This window comes from Agromyces sp. C10 (assembly GCF_023217995.1).
Lineage (GTDB): Bacteria > Actinomycetota > Actinomycetes > Actinomycetales > Microbacteriaceae > Agromyces > Agromyces indicus.
Genome location: NZ_JALPSX010000008.1, coordinates 108,836 through 125,879, shown reverse-complemented (window position 1 = coordinate 125,879; position 17,044 = coordinate 108,836). Strand labels below are relative to the sequence as shown.

Here is a 17,044-nt window from a genome sequence, read left to right as displayed (position 1 = left end):
ACCGGCTGTTCACCTTCCGTTCACCGAGGTGGGTTTCGCTGTTCACGCGATCGCGAGTCGGAATCGGCCGCGCCGGTCGATCCCCGCTCCCGTGTCCCCCACCCGAAGGATCCCAGTGAATCGCACGCGCCTGCTCGCGTCCGCCGCGCTCGCCGCGACCTCCGCCCTCCTCCTCTCCTCGTGCGCCGTCAACGAGATGGGCCTCGACGACACCGGTTCGAACCTCGACGGGTACGTCATCGGCGCCGGATCCTCGGCCCAGGGCGCCGCGCAGCAGGCCTGGGTCGCCGGTTTCCAGACGGCGCACCCGCACGTGACCGTCGACTACGACCCCTCCGGGTCCGGAGCCGGCCGCGACACCTTCATGGAGGGTGCGAGCGACTTCGCCGGATCCGACCGCGCCTACACGCTCGACGAGCTCGACGAGGGTCGGTTCGGCCGCTGCGCACCGGACTCCACCGTCATCCAGCTGCCGCTCTACATCTCCCCCATCGCGGTCGTGTTCCGGCTCGACGGCATCGACACGCTCGACCTCGACGCCGCCACCATCGCGGGCATCTTCGCCGGCGACATCGTGAACTGGAGCGACCCGGCCATCGCCGCGACGAACCCCGACGTGGACCTGCCCGACCTGCCCATCACGGCCGTGCACCGCTCGGACGACTCCGGCACCACCGAGAACTTCACGGAGTACCTCAACGCGGCCGCGCCCGACGTGTGGGAGTGGGAGGCCGACGGCGTGTGGCCGTTCGCCGGCGGCGAGGCCGCCCAGGGCAACTCGGGCGTCGTCGACACCGTCGGCAAGGGCGTGGGCACGATCGGCTACGCCGACGCGTCGCGCGCCGGCGACCTGGGCACGGTCGCCGTGCAGGTCGGCGAGGAGTTCGTGCCCTTCTCGCCCGAAGCCGCGGCGGCGATCGTCGACGCGTCACCGCTCGAGGAGGGCCGCGCCGAGGGCGACCTCACCATCGCCATCGACCGCACCACCGAGCAGGCGGGCGTCTACCCGATCGTGCTGGTCAGCTACCTCATCGCCTGCGAGGAGTACGTCTCCCCCGAGAACGTCGAGGTCGTGCGGGAGTACCTCGCCTACATCGCGAGCGAGGAGGGCCAGCAGGCCGCTGCCGAGGACGCCGGCTCGGCGCCGATCTCGGATGCGCTGCGCGACCGCGCCATGCAGGCGATCGAGTCGATCCGGTAGGCGGACTCCCAGCTGCGGCTCCCCCGCCGGTCGATCCCGGTTCACCTGCCGTTCACCCTCGTGGGGGACGCTCGTCACGCACGCTGGTTAGCGTCGCAGGCGGGTCGGCACCGGCCCACCCCCTGCATTCCAACCCCGGAAGGGAATCACGTGAACCTCAAGCGTTTCGGCGCGCCCGCCGTCATCGCCATGACCGCGGCGCTCGCACTCAGCTCCTGTGCTGCGAACGAGGGCGGCGCCACCGAGAACGGCGACGCCGGCTCGGAGTCGACGCTCTCCGGCAACCTCGTCGGCGCCGGCTCGTCCGCCATGGATGCCGCCCAGCAGGCCTGGATCGCGGAGTTCCAGAACGCCAACCCCGATGTCACCATCGACTACGACCCGTCCGGTTCGGGCGCGGGGCGCGACACGTTCCTCGAGGGCGCGAGCGGCTACGCCGGCTCCGACCGTGCGTTCAACGACGAGGAGATCGCCGCCGGCGGCTTCGCCGCGTGCGCGCCGGACTCGACGATCATCCAGCTCCCGCTCTACATCTCGCCGATCGCCGTCATCTTCAACCTCGACGGCATCGACTCGCTGAACCTCGACCCGCCCACCATCGCCGGCATCTTCGCGGGCCAGATCACCAACTGGAACGACCCGGCGATCGCCGCGACGAACGACGGCGTCGACCTGCCCGACCTGGCGATCACCCCGGTCCACCGCTCCGACGACTCGGGCACGACCGAGAACTTCACCGACTACCTCGCCCAGGCCGCTCCCGAGGTGTGGACGTACGAGGCCGACGGCGTCTGGCCGTTCGAGGGCGGCGAGGCCGCGCAGGGCACGTCGGGCGTGGTCGACGCCGTGACCAACGGCACGGGCACCATCGGCTACGCCGACGCGTCGCGCGCCGGCGACCTCGGCACCGCCGCGGTGCAGGTCGGCGACGAGTTCCTCGAGTACTCGCCGGAGGCGGCCGCCGCCATCGTCGACGTCTCGCCGTTCGTCGAGGGCCGCCCGGACGGCGACCTCTCGCTCGAGCTCGACCGCACGACGGACGAGGCCGCCTACCCGATCGTCCTCGTCGCGTACTCGATCGCGTGCCAGCAGTACGAGGACTCGGCCACCGCCGAGCTGGTGAAGGCGTACTTCTCGTACATCGCCAGCGCCGAGGGCCAGGACGTGGCCGCCGAGAACGCCGGCTCGGCCCCGATCTCCGACACCCTGCGCGAGCAGGCGGTCGCGGCGATCGACTCCATCCAGTAAGAAGGTCGTGCCCGGCCCCGACGCTTCCCCGGAAGCCGGGGCCGGGCACAGCCCTGTTTTCGAATCAGACCAGAGGAACTCGCCAGATGAGCACCGCACCCGCCCCGATCCGGGCGAAACAGCGACCGGGGGACCGCGTCTTCTCGCGCTCCGCGGTCTTCGCCGGGTCGATGATCCTCGTCACGCTCGCGGCCGTGGCGACCTTCCTCATCGTGCAGAGCGTCCCCGCGCTCTTCGCGACCGGCGAGACCGCATCGATCCTCGACACGAACTTCTGGGCGTACGTCGGCCCGCTCGTGTTCGGCACGATCTGGGCGGCGGCGCTCGCCCTCCTCCTCGCACTGCCCGTCTCCATCGGCATCGCGCTCTTCATCTCGCACTACGCCCCGCGGCGCCTCGCCTCGGTGCTCGGCTACATCGTCGACCTGCTCGCCGCAGTGCCCTCGGTCGTCTTCGGACTGTGGGGCATCGGCGTGCTCGCTCCGGCGGTGCAGCCCCTCTACACCTGGCTGGTCGACAACCTCGGCTGGTTCCCGCTCTTCTCCGGCCCCGTCTCCGGCACCGGCCGCACGATCCTCACCGCCGCCGTCGTCCTCGCCGTCATGATCATCCCGATCATCACGGCCATCTCCCGCGAGGTCTTCCTGCAGACCCCCGTGCTGCACGAGGAGGCCGCGCTCGCGCTCGGCGCCACGCGCTGGGAGATGATCCGCACCGCGGTGCTGCCCTTCGGCCGTCCCGGCATCATCTCCGCCGCCGTCCTCGGCCTCGGCCGCGCGCTCGGCGAGACGATGGCCGTCGCCATGGTCCTCTCGGCCACCGGCGCCGTCACCTTCCAGTTGCTCACGTCGGTCAACCCGTCGACGATCGCCGCGAACATCGCGCTGAGCTTCCCCGAGGCCTACGGCATCAACGTCAACGTGCTGATCGCCACCGGCCTCATCCTCTTCATCGTCACCTTCGCGGTGAACGCGCTCGCACGTTGGATCGTGGCGCGCCGCAGCGAGTTCTCGGGAGCGAACTGATGACCACCACGCTCACCCCTCCGGAGCCCCGCGTCGCGACGCCCGTCAGCAACTCGCTGACCGCCGGCAAGCTGCCCAACGGCGCACCGTGGATGATCCTCGCGGCGAGCCTCCTGGTCTCGGCGGGCCTGTTCGGCGTGATCGCGCTGAGCGGCGCCGAGTTCAACTGGGTCGGCACCCTCGTCGTCGCCGCAATCATCTACGTCGTCGTGATCACCGTGCTCTCGCGCATCGTCGAGGGATCGCGCCGGTCCACCGACCGGTTCGTGACCTCGCTGGTGACGGGCGCGTTCCTGCTCGCGATGATCCCGCTCGTCTCGCTCACGATCACGGTCGTGACCTTCGGGCTCGCCCGCTTCGACCCCGAGTTCTTCACGTACTCGATGCGCAGCGTCACCGGCGAGGGCGGCGGTGCGCTGCACGCGATCGTCGGCACGCTGCTGATGACGGGCACCGCGGCGCTCATCTCGATCCCGATCGGCCTGATGACCTCGATCTACCTGGTCGAGTACGGTCGCGGCCGCCTCGCGCGCGGCATCACCTTCCTGGTCGACGTGATGACGGGCATCCCGTCGATCGTCGCGGGCCTGTTCGCGTACGCGCTGTTCGCGATCTTCTGGGGTCCCGGCACCCGAACGGGCATCGCCGGGGCGGTCGCGCTCGCGGTGCTGATGATCCCCGTCGTCGTCCGCTCGAGCGAGGAGATGCTGCGGCTCGTGCCGAACGAGCTCCGCGAGGCCGCCTACGCGCTCGGCGTGCCCAAGTGGCTCACGATCGTGAAGGTCGTGCTCCCCACGTCGATCGCGGGCATCACGACCGGCATCATGCTCTCGATCGCCCGCGTCATCGGCGAGACGGCACCGCTGCTCATCGCGGCCGGCTTCACGAACAGCATGAACTACGACATGACCGAGGGGCGCATGCAGTCCCTCCCCGTGTTCGTGTACACCCAGTACGCCAACCAGGGCACACCCGCCTCGGCCTACCTCGACCGTGCGTGGGCGGCCGCGCTCACCCTGATCCTCATCGTCATGGCGCTGAACCTCATCGCCCGCCTCGTCGCGCGGTTCTTCGCCCCCAAGTTCGGGCGCTGAGCCCAGACCCCCCAGTAAGGAAACCCGTGTCCAAGCGCATCGAGGTCCGCGACCTCAACGTCTACTACTCGAAGTTCCTCGCCGTCGAAGGCGTCACCCTCGAGATCGAGCCGCGCAGCGTGACGGCCTTCATCGGCCCGTCCGGCTGCGGCAAGTCCACCTTCCTCCGCACCCTCAACCGCATGCACGAGGTCATCCCCGGCGCGCGCGTCGAGGGCGAGGTGCTGATCGACGGCAACAACCTCTACGACCCGGATGTCGACCCGGTGCTCGTCCGCCGTCAGGTCGGCATGGTCTTCCAGCGTCCGAACCCGTTCCCGACGATGTCGATCAAGGAGAACGTCCTCGCGGGCGTGAAGCTCAACAACAAGCGCATCTCCAAGTCCGACGCCGACGACCTGGTCGAGAAGTCGCTCATGGGCGCGAACCTCTGGAACGAGGTCAAGGACCGGCTCGACCGCCCGGGCTCGGGCCTTTCGGGCGGCCAGCAGCAGCGCCTCTGCATCGCCCGCGCGATCGCGGTCTCGCCCGAGGTCATCCTGATGGACGAGCCCTGCTCGGCACTCGACCCGATCTCGACCCTCGCCATCGAGGACCTCATCGAGGAGCTGAAGCAGGAGTACACGATCGTGATCGTGACCCACAACATGCAGCAGGCGTCGCGCGTGTCCGACAAGACCGCGTTCTTCAACATCGCCGGCACCGGCAAGCCCGGCAAGCTCATCGAGTACGACGACACCACGACGATCTTCTCGAACCCGTCGCAGAAGGCGACCGAGGACTACGTGTCGGGCCGCTTCGGCTGATCCCGACCGCGCTCCACCGACGGCCCGTCCCCGATCCCGGGGGCGGGCCGTCGCCGTCAGTCGCGCGGCGAGAGCAGGTAGGCGTTCAGCGCGGCCGTGGCCTCGGCGTCGAGGGGCAGGGTCGCGCCGTCGAGCTCCACGATGGGCGCGGCCATGCGCACGCTCGACACGAGCCACGCGGCATCCGCTGCCCGCAGGTCGTCGACGGTGAGGTCGCGGTACTCGGCGGTGCGTCCGGTCGCCTCGAGGTGCGCGAAGACGCTGCGCTGGGTGGTGCCGTGCAGGATGCCGGCTGCGGGGGGCGGCGTGACGAACCGGTCGCCCATCCGCACGATCACGCTCGAGGTGGGCCCCTCGAGCACGTACCCGTCCGAGGAGATGTAGATCGCGTCGTCGGCGCCGCGCCGCTTGGCCTCGCGCAGCGCGGCCATGTTGCCCGCGTAGCTCAGGGTCTTCGCGCCGAGCAGCAGCCACGGGGCGCGCTCGCCGACGCCGTGCGCGACGCCGCGGTCGAGGGTGACGACGCGGATGCCGCGCTGCCGCGCCGCCGTGAAGTCGACGCCGGGCGTCACGTGCACCCATCCGGTCGGCTTCGGGCCCGGCTCGATCCCGCGGCTGAGCGCCAGCTTCAGGGCGAATTCGCCCTGCGCCGGAACGCGCTCGGTCGCGCGGGTGATGATGAGGCGCCACTGGTCGAGGTTCGGCTCCGGCAGCTCGCAGAGCCGCGCCGAGTTCACCAGTCGGGCGAGGTGCGGTTCGACCTCCTGCGGGTGACCGTCGATGATCGCGAGGGTCTCGAACACGCCGTCGCCGCGGTGCGGGGCGAGGTCGTTCACGGCCAGGGCACCGGCGCCCGGTTCGACCTCGCGGAACGACGACTCGAGGAACTGGGGCGAGGCGTCGGTCGGCAGCGGATCGACCAGGAACGTGACGGTGTCGGCCATCCTCCGATGCTACGCCGGTGGCCGTCGTCGCGGCCGTGGCCGCGGTCGCACGGCCGTCGCGGCGCCGTGGTGGGCCCGCGGGCATGGAAGTGGCCGGCCGCAGAACGCCTCTCGGCGCGAGGCCGCTCGAAGCGGCGAGATTTGGAGCCCGGGGTTACTGCGACCGGCCACGACAAGTGTAAACGAGGGGCCCCCGAGGACTATTCCGCACGCCCGATCCCGGTGCGGGCCGGGCGTGTCGGACTCGACCGTGCTAGCCTGCGCCGCTGCTCAGTCGAGGCTGTCGTGCCGCCAGAGCCGCGCGCAGGCGGTGAGCTCCTCGGCGAGGGACGACAGGCGCAGCGCTCGGCGCGTGAGGATGCCGGGACGATCGGGGTGCACGGCGTCCGCGGCATCCGCGTCGTCGGCGAGGCTCGTGAAGCCGGTGGCGGCCACGCGCCCGAACGCCGAGGCGCGTTCCAGGGCCGCGGCGAAGTCGCCGGAGAACACGCCGCGAAGGATCACGTCGGCCAGCTCGCGCATCTCCGCGGGACCGGCCGGGGTGGGGGCGCCGGCCACGACCTGGTCGATGGTGCGCGACACCTCGGTGCCGCGCTGGAAGGCGAGGCTCACGCCCGCGGCATCCTGCCGGATCATCGTGCGCAGCAGGTAGATGCGCCACAGCGCGCCCGGAAGGCTCTTGGGCGAAGCCTGCGACCACAACTCGGCGATCGCGTCGATGCCGTGCTCATCGGTGTACGACACCAGCCGCGACACGATCTCGGGATCGGGGTCGGCGCGCACGCGCGACAGCACCGCCGCCGCGGTGTCGTGGGCGACTCGGCTCACCTGCGCGGGATCCTCCGCGCCGAGGTAACCCTCGAACATGCGCGGCGGAAAGCGCGTGGGACGGTGGAAATCTGCGGTCATCGCGGGCCACGATACCGCCGCGACCTGCGAGCCGTGCCGATTCCGCGCTCCGCGGAATCAGCTCCCGTCCTCCGCCGAGAGGAAGGCATCGACCTCCGCCATCGACTGGAGCCGAACGGTCGAACGCCAGTTCCTGCCGAGCCGTTCGTAGGTGACGATGGCATGGCAGTTACGGCAGCGAACGTCGCACTTGGCGATCTCGGCGGCGACGCGCGCCCACGAATAGGCGGCCTTGACGAGTGCCATGACATCCGCGGACTTCTCCACCCCGTCGCGATGGTCGAAATCGAGAACACGGATGTCGCTCTGGCCGCAGTCGACGCAAGGATGCTGCAAGAGGTAGGCGCCTATCCGCTCGACGTGCGCGGCGCGAGTCTTAGCGACCTGCGCAGCGACCGCCGCCCGATGCTTCTCGATGTTGTCCGCGTAGTAGCGACGCGCTCGGGCGGCATTGCACGCTCGACACACCGACTGGAGGCCGTCGGCAGCGCGGGCCCGCTTATTGAACTCCGTGAGTGCGAGCTGTTGCTTGCAAGCGCTGCACGGCTTCACCGCACCCACCTTCCGTCGGCGTAGAGCGACAGGTTACGGCCAGCCAGCGACATTGAGCGCGCAGGCCGTCCAAGGCTGCGCTCGGGCTGCAGGTGCCTCGCCTGTTAGTGTGGTCGAGCCCCCATAGCTCAGTTGGTTAGAGCAACGGACTTCAACAGAAAACAGGAGCGTCGGCGCAGAAATGCGCCGAATGAACGCCGCTATATGCTGGAACACCCTGAGAGCCCGAGGTACTCGCCGAACTGGCAGTGACAATCCGAGGGATTGGGCAATCAGCAGGTAACCGCAAGGGAACCTCAGAGACTATACGCGGCGCACCTGACCGGCGCGGCCGAAGGTGATGAGATAGTCCAGACTGCAAGCCGCGTGCGGTGGCTGGGGAAACCCAGTGCAGCAGGTTAATCCGTGGGTCGAGAGTTCGAGCCTCTCTGGGGGCACCATCAGGTGATCGCTACTCATCGAGGCCTCGACGCCGACGGCGTCCGCCGCGGCCGCGACGATTCGGGCTCGCGTCGAACGGCTGCTGGCCGAGATCCTGCCGACGGCCTGAGGGCGGGCGGGCCGACGCACGTGAACGTTCGGTGAAGTCTCGCCCGCCCGGCGATCAATCCATAGACCGCGGTCTATGGTTGAAGAGAGCGAGACGAAACGAGGTGCCATGACCGAGGCCGACCTGGGCGACGCGCGCGACCGCGCGGCCGCGTCATCCGCCGACCGGAGCGGGCTGCGAGCCCTCGACGACCCGTACGAGGTGCTGCAGCGCAGCGCTGAGCGGCTCGCCTCGCACTACGACGGCATCGTGAGCGCCGAGACGGCCGAGCGCGTCGTCTTCGAGTCGTACGCCGCGCTGAAGCGGACCGCCCGCGTGGACGCGCACCTCCCGAGCCTCGCGTACCGGTTCGCGAACGAGCGCCTGACCGCGCTCGCGCAGTCGAAGGGCGTCATCCCGAAGCCGGTGCCCGAGGTGCTGTTCGTCTGCGTGCAGAACTCGGGGCGTTCGCAAATGGCCGCCGCGCTCATGCGCGAGCTCGGCAGCGGGCGGGTGCACGTCCGATCCGCCGGGTCGCAACCCGGGGAGGCGGTGCTGCCCTCCGTCGTCGACGCCATGCGCGAGGTCGGGCTCGACCCCGGCGAGGAATTCCCGAAGCCGCTCACCGACGACGTCGTGCGCGCCGCCGACGCGGTGGTCACGATGGGCTGCGGCGACGCCTGCCCCGTCTACCCCGGCAAGCGGTACCTCGACTGGCGACTCGAGGATCCGGCGGGGCTCGACGCCGACGGCGTCCGCCGCGTCCGCGACGAGATCCGCGCCCACGTCGAACGGCTGCTCGCCGAGATCCTGCCGACGGTCTGAGGGCGGTCAGCCGCGCGCGGGCCGGTCCTCCGGTGCGAGGTCGGGCGGCGACAGGACCCCGAACTCGTGCTGCAGCGCGCTCCGTGCCGCGTTCCAGCCAGCCAGGCCGTGCACACCCGGCCCCGGCGGCGTCGAGGACGACGCGAGGTACACGCCCGAGAGCGGCGTGCGCCACGGGTCGGGTGAGATCACCGGGCGGCGGACGAGCTGCATGAGCGACGGCGCGCCGGAGGCGATGTCGCCGCCGACGTAGTTCGGGTTGTCGGCCTCGAGGTCCACCGCCGACCGCGCGGAGGACGCGAGGATCACGTCGCGGAAGCCGGGCGCGAACCGTTCGATCTGCCGCACGACGGCCTCGGTGGGGTCGACGGTCGAGCCGGCGGGGACGTGCGTGTACGTCCACAGCGTGTGCCGCCCGTCCGGCGCCCTGGTCGGGTCGACGATCGACGGCTGCGACACGAGCACGTAGGGCGATGCCGGATGCCGCTCGCGGGCGACCTCGCGCTCCCCCGCGGCGATCTCGGCGCGGGTGCCGCCGACGTGCACGGTGCCCGCCTCGGCGAGCGCCGGGTTCGCCCAGGGCACCGGCCCGGCGAGCGCGAAGTCCACCTTCGCGGCGGCGTTGCCGTAGCGGAAGCGCCGCAGCGCCCTCCGGTACCGGTCGGGAAGGCGATCTCCGGCGATGCGGTCGAGCGCGCGCGGGGTGACGTCGAGGACCACGGCCCGTGCTGCGGGCAGGGCCGCGAGGTCGTCGATCGGGGCATCCGTCACCACCTCGCCGCCGTGCGCCCGCAGGTCGTCGACCATGGCGCCGACGATCGCGCCGCTGCCGCCCACGGGGATCGGCCAGCCGCGGGCGTGGGCGAGCGCCGTGAGCACCAGCCCCGCACCGGCGGTCGCCGGCGAGGGCATGGGTCGGATCGCGTGCGCGGCGACGCCGGCGAGCATGGCGGGGGCGACCTCCTCGCGGAACCGGGCGTTCCATGCCCACGATCCCTGCTCGAGCACGGCCAGCCCGAAGCGCAGTCCGACGAGCGGATGCCGCGGCACGCGTACGAGCGAGGAGCCGATGAGGTCCATGAGCGCATCGTCGTGCGCGGCCAGCCCGCGCACGAGCCCCGCGTACGCGGCGCCGTCGCGCCCCAGCCCCTCGGCGGTGCGCTCGAGGTCGCGCCACGCGAGGCCGGCGCGGCCCCCGTCGAGCGGGTGGCCGTACGAGATGGGCGGGAGGCGCAGCTCGATGCGGCGCTCGAGTTCGAAGCCGCGGAAGAACGGCGAGGCGAGCGCCATCGGGTGCACCGCCGAGCACACGTCGTGGAGGTAGCCCGGCAGCGTCAGCTCCTGGGTCCGGGCGCCGCCGCCGGGGGTCGGTGCCGCCTCGTAGACGCGGACGGACAGCCCGGCGCGAGCGAGCGTGACGGCCGCGGCGAGCCCGTTGGGGCCCGCCCCGACGACGATCGCGTCGACGGCGTCGGTCACTTGCCCTCCCAGCGACCCTCGGCGAGGTAGGCCAGGCGACGGAGCGTCTCCACGTTGCGCAGGCGGATGGCGGGCTGCCGGATCACCGACGGGACGAACCTCGCCGGTCCCTCGGCGGCCTCCTCGGAGATGCGCACGAGGCAACCCCCGTCGGCCGGCTTCGCCTCGATGGCGACGACGGCCTCGCCGATCGGCCATCCCTTCGCGCGGAACACCGCACGCCGCGGCGGATCCCACTCGCGCGACTCGGTGACGTCGTCGAGGTAGATGGGCCAGATGCCCACCGAGTGGTGCAGGCGCGCGCCCGGACTCGGCCATCGGCGGTCGACGTCGCGCATGCGCATGGCGCCCACGACCCAGACGGGATAGAGCCAGCCCTCGGCCAGCACCTCGAACACGGCCTCGGGCGGGCATGCCAGCCGCCGGACGTTGTGGGCCATCGGTCCTCCCCCGGCCGCGGCGCACCCGCGCACGGCCTGTTCCGATGCTACGGGCGCGCCACCGGTCGAAGGCAACCCCTCGACGGATGCCGCGAACCGGGGCACCGCCTGGCGGGGTCGCGGCCGCATCGGCCTCGTCGCCCCGCCACGGCAGCCCCACCCCCATGGTTTCCCCTGCCGCAACCTGAGCTGCGGTGCACCGAGCGTACGCGCCCGACCCGGCGTGATGACACACCCCTGAACTGGGGGTGGACTGGGGCGAGGATCGTGGAACAATGCCGGCGCGACGTGCCGCCGAGCCCGCGGATGTCAGCCGACGATGCGCCGGAACGCGCCCATGAGCGCCACCCGCTCGGCGGAGTTTCGGGCGAGCGGCGTGACGGTGAGCGTCGTCACGCCCGCGGCGGCGAACGCCGCCACCCGCTCGGCGACCTCGGCGGGCGAGCCGATCAGCGAGATCGCGCGAACGAGGTCGTCGGGGACCGCGGCGATCGCCTCCTCGCGGCGGCCCTCGAGGTAGAGGTCCTGGATGGTCGCCGCCTCGTCCGCGTAGCCGTAGCTCGCGATCAGGTCGTTGTAGAAGTTCTTGCCGCGCGCGCCCATGCCGCCCACGTAGAGGGCCAGGTTGGGCTTCACGGCCGCGATGGCGGCGGCCGCGGCATCCGCTCGGTCGGTGATCGCCAGGGCCGGGCTCGCGAACACGTCGAGCGGGCCGAGTTCGGGTGCGCGCTTCGCGAGGCCCGCGTCGAGCGCGTCGCCCCAGACGTCGCGCGCCCGCTCGGGGTGGAAGAACATGGGCAGCCAGCCGTCGGCGATCTCGGCGGTCTGCGCGACGGACTTCGCACCGAGCGAGGCGACCGTGATCGGGATGCGCTCGCGCACCGGATGGTTGATGAGCTTCAACGGCTTGCCGAGGCCGGTGCCCTCGCCCTCGGGCAGCGGAATGCGGTACTGGCGTCCGGTGTGCACGACGGGCTCGCGCCGCCAGGTCATACGGCACACGTCGATGATCTCGCGGGTGCGGCCGAGCGGCGCGTCGTACTTCACGCCGTGGAAGCCCTCGATGACCTGCGGGCCCGAGGCGCCGATGCCGAGCTCGAAGCGCCCGTCCGACACGTAGTCGAGGCCGGCGGCCGTCATCGCCGTGAGCGTGGGCGTGCGGGTGTAGAGCTGCAGGATGCCGCTCATGAGCGTCATGCGGGAGGTGCGCGCGGCGAGGAAGCCGAGCTGGCTGACCGCGTCGAACGAGTACGCCTCGGGCACGGCGACGAGGTCGACGCCCGCCGCCTCGAGCTCGGTCACCTCGTCGGCGACCTCGCGGAATCCTCCGGCGTAGTTCAGGAACATGCCGACGCGCATGCGTCACTCCTCGTCGTCGTGGGGTTCGGGCGGGCCGGCACACGGCGTGGGGGCGCGCGGCGGGCCACCACGACCCTAGCCGACGGCGAACGGATGCCGCGGCGCCCCCGATCCCCCGAGGGCCGCCGCGGCATCCGAGTCTCAGGTCTCGAAGGCGACGATCGGTTCGGTCGTCGGGGATTCGGAGCCGCCGGCCGGTTCGACGGTGATGCCCACGAGCAGTCCGGGCTCGAACTCGCCGTCGAGCACGACGTACGCGGCCCCGCGGTCCGGATCGAAGAGCCCGGCGGGCGTCGCGGCGGGCTGCTCGCCCGAGGCGTCGATGTACCAGAGCTCGTACGTGCGGTCGTCGCCGGGCTCGGGCAGGCGCTCGGCCCGGATCGCGGATCGTCCGAGCTGCTCGGACCAGACGAGGGTGACCTCGCCGCCGCTGGCGAGTTCGACCGTGGCGGTCTGCGCGTCGTCGGCCGCGGCGATGGCCTGGACCTCGCGCTGGGCGCCCCAGCCGGCGGTACCGGACCAGTTGAGGCCGACGACGGCACCGGCGATGAGGAGCACGGCCGCCGCGGCGGACGCGACGAGTGCCGCGGGCCGCTGGAACCAGCGGCGCCGAGCGGCCCGCTCGGCCGGTCCGGCACCGACCGGTGCCATGGCATCGGCGGGCGTGGCGACGGGGGCGGGTCCGACGGGCGCGAGCGGCGTCGCCGGCGGCGGCACCAGCGACTCGGCCGGGGCCGACGCGGCGGGCGAGGTCGTCGCAGCGGGCGCGGCCGGCGCGGACTCCGAGGGCGCGGGGGCGTCGACCTGGGGCGCGTCGTCGAGTCGAGCGAAGATCGCGTCCTTCAGCGACGGCGGCGGCGCGACGGCCGGGGCCTCGTCGGCCAGGCCGACGGCGGCCTCGCGATAGGCCTCCACCTCGGCGCGCGCCTCCGGCGAGGCGGCGAGGTGCCGTTCGACGATCGCGCGCTCCTCGTCGGACACGGCGTCGAGCGCGTAGGCGGCGAGCAGCTCCTCGGGGTCCACGGGGTCTCGACGGCCGGGGAACTCGGGCTCGGTCATGCGGTCACCCCCAACAGCCGGCGCAGGCGGATCATGCCGTCGCGCAATCGGGTCTTCACGGTGCCGAGCGGCACGTCGAGCCGCTCGGCGATCTCGGACTGGGTCAGCCCGCCGTAGTACGCGAGCGCCACGCACTCGCGTTGCAGGTCGCTCAACTCCGCGAGCGCGCCGCGCGCGCGTTCGTGCTCGATCCGCACCTCGGCCGACTCGGCGACGGTGTCGACGGGCACGTCGAGGTCGCGCGCGCCGATGCGGAGGTCGCGGTCGTGGGCGGACTGGGCGGACCGCACGCGGTCGACCGCGCGGCGGTGGGCGAGCGTGAACATCCACGAGATCGCCGACCCGCGCTCCCGGTCGAACCGGGGTGCGGTCTGCCAGATCTCGAGGAAGACGTCCTGGGTGACCTCCTCGGCCTGGGCCGGGTCGACGACGAGTCGCCGCACGAGCCCGAAGATCCGGGCGGACATCCGGTCGTACAGCGCGCCGAAGGCGTCGCGGTCACCGGCACCGGCGGCGACGAGCAGGTCGTCGACGCTGGGGTCGGATGCCGCAGCCTCGTGTTGCGCGTCCACCACGCGTCCCAGCATGTCAGACCGGGGGCGGCGGCGTCGCACCGGGGCCGGCGCGATCCGCGCGGGGGCCAGTGCGATGCTCATCGGTGCTCCTGCGGTCGGGGTTCGCAGGTGGTTCGGTGCGGAGGCTCGCGAGGATTGCCGCGCGGCGGAAGGGCGGGACCGGGCGGGACGGGTCAGATGCCGCCCGGGGTGTCCTCACCCGTGGCGATGCGGCGTCGGTGCTCGCGGTTGCGGATGACGCGCTTGACGACGAACGCGGCCACGGCGAGGACCACGCCGATGATCACGAGCACCTGGAACGCGTCGGCCCAGGGCTCGACGACCTCCCAGTTCTCGCCGAGGAAGAAGCCGGCGAGGACGAAGACCGTGTTCCAGATGAGGCTCCCCGCGGTCGTGAGCAGGAGGAACAGCGGGACGTTCATGCGGGTGACGCCCGCCGGGACCGAGATGAGGCTGCGGAACAGCGGGATCATGCGGCCGAAGAAGACGGCCTTCTTCCCGTGGTCGAGGAACCACTGCTCCGTGCGATCCACGTCGGCGACGTCGACGAGCGGCACCGCCTTGATGATGGCCCGCGTGCGCTCGCGGCCGAGCACGCGCCCGATCGTGTACAGCGCGACCGCGCCGAGGACCGACCCGAGCGTCGTCCAGAACAGCACCTCGACGAGGCTGAACGAGCCCTGGCTCGCGGTGAAGCCCGCGAGCGGGAGGATGACCTCGCTCGGCAGCGGGGGGAAGAGGTTCTCCAGCGCGATCGCGAGGCCGGCGCCCGGAGCGCCGAGCGTCTCCATGAGGTCCACGGCCCACGCGGCGAGGCCGGTGAGTTCGGGTTCGGCGGCGGCGATGGGGGTCGTCGTCATGCGTTCGAGCGTATGGGATGCCGATGGACGGACCCTGACCGCGGCGACGGCGCCGTGGCATCCGCTCGCGATCGCCGGGCCGACACGCCCGGCCGAACCCGGACCAAACCGTCTCGTCGCCCGCCCCGAACCCCACCATGACGGCCCCGAGGGGCGGGCCGCACACCGAAGGAGAGAACCGATGCGAACCACGTTCCGCTCGCAGCGCACCACGCTCGCCGCATTCTCGATCGTGGCCGTCGCCGCGCTCGGCCTCGCCGGATGCAGCGCCGGCTCGACCGATGAGCCGGCCGCCGACGACGAGACGACGATGTCCGAGGAGCCCATGGAGACCGAGGACAGCATGGCGGACCCCGCCGCGAACCTCGTCGGCCCCGGCTGCGCCGACTACGCCGAGCAGGTGCCGGACGGCGCCGGCTCGGTCGAGGGCATGTCCCAGGACCCGGTCGCGGTCGCGGCGTCCAACAACCCGCTGCTGACGACGCTCGTCTCGGCGGTCTCGGGTGAGCTGAACCCCGACGTGAACCTGGTCGACACGCTGAACGGCGACGAGTTCACGGTCTTCGCGCCCGTCGACGACGCGTTCGCGAAGATCGACGCCGCGACCATCGAGACCCTGCAGACCGACAGCGAGCTGCTCACCTCGATCCTCACGTACCACGTGGTTCCCGGCCAGCTCTCGCCGGACGAGGTCGTCGGCACGCAGACCACCGTGCAGGGCGGCACCGTCGAGGTGACCGGCTCGGGTGACGAGCTCATGGTGAACGACGCCAACGTGATCTGCGGCGGCGTCATGACGGCCAACGCGACCGTCTACCTCGTCGACACGGTGCTGCTCCCGCAGTGACCGACGCGCACGGCTGAAGGCGCCCGGGCTCCGGCCCGGGCGCCTTCAGCGCGTTCCGAGGCGGATGCGGGAGGCTTGAGATTCCCCGTGAGCGATCGGAGACCGAGTGGGCTGGAGCATCATCCTCGACGTCGTGCTCGTGCTCGTGCTCATCGGGGCGCTCGTGCACGGATGGCGCGCCGGCCTGCTCCGCACTGCCGCGAGCCTGCTCGGCCTCATCGCGGGCGGCATCGCCGCGTACTTCGCCATGCCGTGGGTGGTGTCGTTCATCCCGGCCCCGGAGTGGCGGGCGCCCGTCGCCATCGCCATCGCCATCATGCTCCTCGTCGCGGGCGCCTCGCTCGGCGGCGCGATCGGACGCGGACTGCGACGCGGCGCCGACGCGGTGAAGCTCGGCCCGCTCGACCGCGTCCTCGGCGCGATCGGCAACACCATGGTCACCGCCTTCGTCATCGCCCTCGTGGGCGCCGGAGTGTCCACCATGGGCGTCCCCGTCGTCTCACCGGCCGTGGCGAACTCGTGGGTCGTGCGCGGAATCGACCAGATCACGCCGCAGCCCGCGCGGTCGCTCATGGCCGAGCTGCGCGGCGCGGCCGTCGGCGAGGCGATCCCGTGGCTGGTGGGCGTCCTCGACGGCCCCTCGGTCGCGCCCGAGCTGCCCACGGGCGGCGTCGACGATCCCGAGCTGTCCGCGGCCGCGGCATCCGTCGTGCGCATCACCGGACTCGCCTTCGAGTGCGGCGGCAACCTGACCGGATCGGGCTTCGTCGTCGCCGAGGACCGGGTCGTCACCAACGCGCACGTCGTGGCCGGCGTCGACGAGCCGATCGTGCACGCGCCCGGCCGCACCCCCGTCGCGGGCCGCGTCGTCGCGTTCGACCCCGACAACGACCTCGCGCTCATCGCAACCGACGGCCTCGGCGTGACGCCGCTCGGGCTCGCCGAGCCGCCCGCGGCCGAGCAGAACGTGGCCGTGGCCGGCTACCCGTACGGCGGCCCGCTCGAGCTGCGCCCCGCGCGCGTGATGGCCAACGGCCCGCTCACCATCTCGGTCGACGGGACCACCTCGTCGCGCGAGGTGGTGACCCTCGCCGCCGACGTCGACCAGGGCAACTCGGGCGGCCCGGTGCTCACCGGCGACGGACTCGTCGGCGGCGTGGCGTTCGCCAAGTCGCAGACCGTCGACAACGTGGGCTTCGCGGTGCCGGTGGGCACCCTGGCGCCGCTCGCCGACCGGGCTCCGTCGCTCAGCCAGCAGGTCGACTCCGGCAGCTGCGTGAACTGACCCGCGG

The 17,044-nt window shown here is 72.0% G+C and carries 17 protein-coding genes; 8 read left to right on the top strand and 9 right to left on the bottom strand.

The genetic code is table 11. From position 1 onward, the window contains the following. Window positions 1-115: 115 nt before the first annotated feature. From M1L56_RS10695 to pstB, 5 genes are all read left to right on the top strand, one after another. Window positions 116-1,201, top strand: a complete 1,086-nt coding sequence (locus tag M1L56_RS10695) for a phosphate ABC transporter substrate-binding protein PstS (protein WP_248599223.1) — start codon at window positions 116-118, stop codon at window positions 1,199-1,201. Window positions 1,202-1,351: 150 nt separating this feature from the next. After that, entirely contained in the window at window positions 1,352-2,449 is a 1,098-nt protein-coding gene (locus M1L56_RS10690) for a phosphate ABC transporter substrate-binding protein PstS (protein ID WP_374256527.1), read from the top strand. A gap of 86 nt (window positions 2,450-2,535) precedes the next feature. Continuing rightward, window positions 2,536-3,474, top strand: coding sequence for a phosphate ABC transporter permease subunit PstC (gene pstC / locus M1L56_RS10685; protein ID WP_067948740.1), 939 nt, complete (start codon window positions 2,536-2,538; stop codon window positions 3,472-3,474). After that, on the top strand, window positions 3,474-4,568 hold the full coding sequence (pstA, locus tag M1L56_RS10680) for a phosphate ABC transporter permease PstA (RefSeq protein WP_248599222.1): 1,095 nt from the start codon (window positions 3,474-3,476) through the stop codon (window positions 4,566-4,568). Before pstC ends, pstA begins: the two co-directional genes overlap by 1 nt. Window positions 4,569-4,594: 26 nt before the next feature. Next, on the top strand, window positions 4,595-5,374 hold the full coding sequence (gene pstB, locus M1L56_RS10675; RefSeq protein WP_067948744.1) for a phosphate ABC transporter ATP-binding protein PstB: 780 nt from the start codon (window positions 4,595-4,597) through the stop codon (window positions 5,372-5,374). Window positions 5,375-5,430: 56 nt separating this feature from the next. Here pstB and M1L56_RS10670 read toward each other — a convergent pair whose 3' ends face one another. From M1L56_RS10670 to M1L56_RS10660, 3 genes are all read right to left on the bottom strand, one after another. Beyond that, complete coding sequence (locus tag M1L56_RS10670; RefSeq protein WP_248599221.1) at window positions 5,431-6,318, bottom strand: aminodeoxychorismate lyase; 888 nt, start codon at window positions 6,316-6,318, stop codon at window positions 5,431-5,433. Window positions 6,319-6,588: 270 nt separating this feature from the next. Next, on the bottom strand, window positions 6,589-7,227 hold the full coding sequence (locus tag M1L56_RS10665) for a DNA-directed RNA polymerase subunit beta (protein WP_067948748.1): 639 nt from the start codon (window positions 7,225-7,227) through the stop codon (window positions 6,589-6,591). A gap of 57 nt (window positions 7,228-7,284) precedes the next feature. Next, the gene (locus M1L56_RS10660) at window positions 7,285-7,788 is read right to left on the bottom strand and encodes a hypothetical protein (RefSeq protein ID WP_248599220.1); all 504 of its coding nucleotides are present in this window, start codon (window positions 7,786-7,788) and stop codon (window positions 7,285-7,287) included. Window positions 7,789-8,437: 649 nt separating this feature from the next. Between M1L56_RS10660 and M1L56_RS10655 the strand changes: the two genes are divergently transcribed. Further along, window positions 8,438-9,133, top strand: coding sequence for an arsenate reductase ArsC (locus M1L56_RS10655; protein WP_248599219.1), 696 nt, complete (start codon window positions 8,438-8,440; stop codon window positions 9,131-9,133). 6 nt (window positions 9,134-9,139) lie between these two features. Here the strand turns inward: M1L56_RS10655 and M1L56_RS10650 are convergent, their stop codons facing one another. The 6 genes from M1L56_RS10650 to M1L56_RS10625 all read right to left on the bottom strand — a co-directional run bounded on the left by M1L56_RS10650 (window position 9,140) and on the right by M1L56_RS10625 (window position 14,905). After that, window positions 9,140-10,612, bottom strand: a complete 1,473-nt coding sequence (locus tag M1L56_RS10650) for an NAD(P)/FAD-dependent oxidoreductase (protein WP_248599218.1) — start codon at window positions 10,610-10,612, stop codon at window positions 9,140-9,142. Beyond that, window positions 10,609-11,052 (bottom strand): SRPBCC family protein, encoded by a 444-nt coding sequence (locus tag M1L56_RS10645; protein WP_248599217.1) that lies wholly within the window; start codon window positions 11,050-11,052, stop codon window positions 10,609-10,611. Before M1L56_RS10645 ends, M1L56_RS10650 begins: the two co-directional genes overlap by 4 nt. Window positions 11,053-11,361: 309 nt before the next feature. Beyond that, the gene (locus M1L56_RS10640) at window positions 11,362-12,411 is read right to left on the bottom strand and encodes an LLM class F420-dependent oxidoreductase (RefSeq protein ID WP_248599216.1); all 1,050 of its coding nucleotides are present in this window, start codon (window positions 12,409-12,411) and stop codon (window positions 11,362-11,364) included. 141 nt (window positions 12,412-12,552) lie between these two features. Then, complete coding sequence (locus tag M1L56_RS10635; protein ID WP_248599215.1) at window positions 12,553-13,470, bottom strand: anti-sigma factor domain-containing protein; 918 nt, start codon at window positions 13,468-13,470, stop codon at window positions 12,553-12,555. After that, window positions 13,467-14,057, bottom strand: coding sequence for an ECF RNA polymerase sigma factor SigK (gene sigK / locus M1L56_RS10630; RefSeq protein WP_067945920.1), 591 nt, complete (start codon window positions 14,055-14,057; stop codon window positions 13,467-13,469). The genes M1L56_RS10635 and sigK overlap by 4 nt, the downstream gene beginning before the upstream one ends. Before the next feature lie 161 nt (window positions 14,058-14,218). Beyond that, window positions 14,219-14,905 carry a DedA family protein gene (locus M1L56_RS10625; RefSeq protein WP_248599214.1) on the bottom strand — a complete coding sequence of 229 codons (687 nt, stop codon included), beginning with the start codon at window positions 14,903-14,905 and terminating at the stop codon, window positions 14,219-14,221. A gap of 181 nt (window positions 14,906-15,086) precedes the next feature. Here M1L56_RS10625 and M1L56_RS10620 point away from each other — a divergent pair, with 181 nt between their 5' ends. After that, window positions 15,087-15,752: a fasciclin domain-containing protein gene (locus M1L56_RS10620; protein WP_067945887.1), complete on the top strand. Its 666-nt coding sequence runs from the start codon at window positions 15,087-15,089 to the stop codon at window positions 15,750-15,752. Between the two features lie 106 nt (window positions 15,753-15,858). Further along, the gene (locus M1L56_RS10615) at window positions 15,859-17,037 is read left to right on the top strand and encodes a MarP family serine protease (protein ID WP_248599213.1); all 1,179 of its coding nucleotides are present in this window, start codon (window positions 15,859-15,861) and stop codon (window positions 17,035-17,037) included. The last annotated feature ends 7 nt before the right edge of the window (window positions 17,038-17,044 follow it).

What these genes read in the sequence shown, in the direction of transcription:
- pstC (WP_067948740.1), top strand. Translation starts at nt 2,536, where the DNA reads ATGAGCACCGCACCCGCCCCGATCCGGGCGAAACAGCGACCGGGGGAC.
- pstA (WP_248599222.1), top strand. Translation starts at nt 3,474, where the DNA reads ATGACCACCACGCTCACCCCTCCGGAGCCCCGCGTCGCGACGCCCGTC.
- M1L56_RS10670 (WP_248599221.1), bottom strand. Translation starts at nt 6,318, where the DNA reads ATGGCCGACACCGTCACGTTCCTGGTCGATCCGCTGCCGACCGACGCC.
- M1L56_RS10665 (WP_067948748.1), bottom strand. Translation starts at nt 7,227, where the DNA reads ATGACCGCAGATTTCCACCGTCCCACGCGCTTTCCGCCGCGCATGTTC.
- M1L56_RS10655 (WP_248599219.1), top strand. Translation starts at nt 8,438, where the DNA reads ATGACCGAGGCCGACCTGGGCGACGCGCGCGACCGCGCGGCCGCGTCA.
- M1L56_RS10645 (WP_248599217.1), bottom strand. Translation starts at nt 11,052, where the DNA reads ATGGCCCACAACGTCCGGCGGCTGGCATGCCCGCCCGAGGCCGTGTTC.
- M1L56_RS10640 (WP_248599216.1), bottom strand. Translation starts at nt 12,411, where the DNA reads ATGCGCGTCGGCATGTTCCTGAACTACGCCGGAGGATTCCGCGAGGTC.
- M1L56_RS10635 (WP_248599215.1), bottom strand. Translation starts at nt 13,470, where the DNA reads ATGACCGAGCCCGAGTTCCCCGGCCGTCGAGACCCCGTGGACCCCGAG.
- sigK (WP_067945920.1), bottom strand. Translation starts at nt 14,057, where the DNA reads ATGCTGGGACGCGTGGTGGACGCGCAACACGAGGCTGCGGCATCCGAC.
- M1L56_RS10625 (WP_248599214.1), bottom strand. Translation starts at nt 14,905, where the DNA reads ATGACGACGACCCCCATCGCCGCCGCCGAACCCGAACTCACCGGCCTC.
- M1L56_RS10620 (WP_067945887.1), top strand. Translation starts at nt 15,087, where the DNA reads ATGCGAACCACGTTCCGCTCGCAGCGCACCACGCTCGCCGCATTCTCG.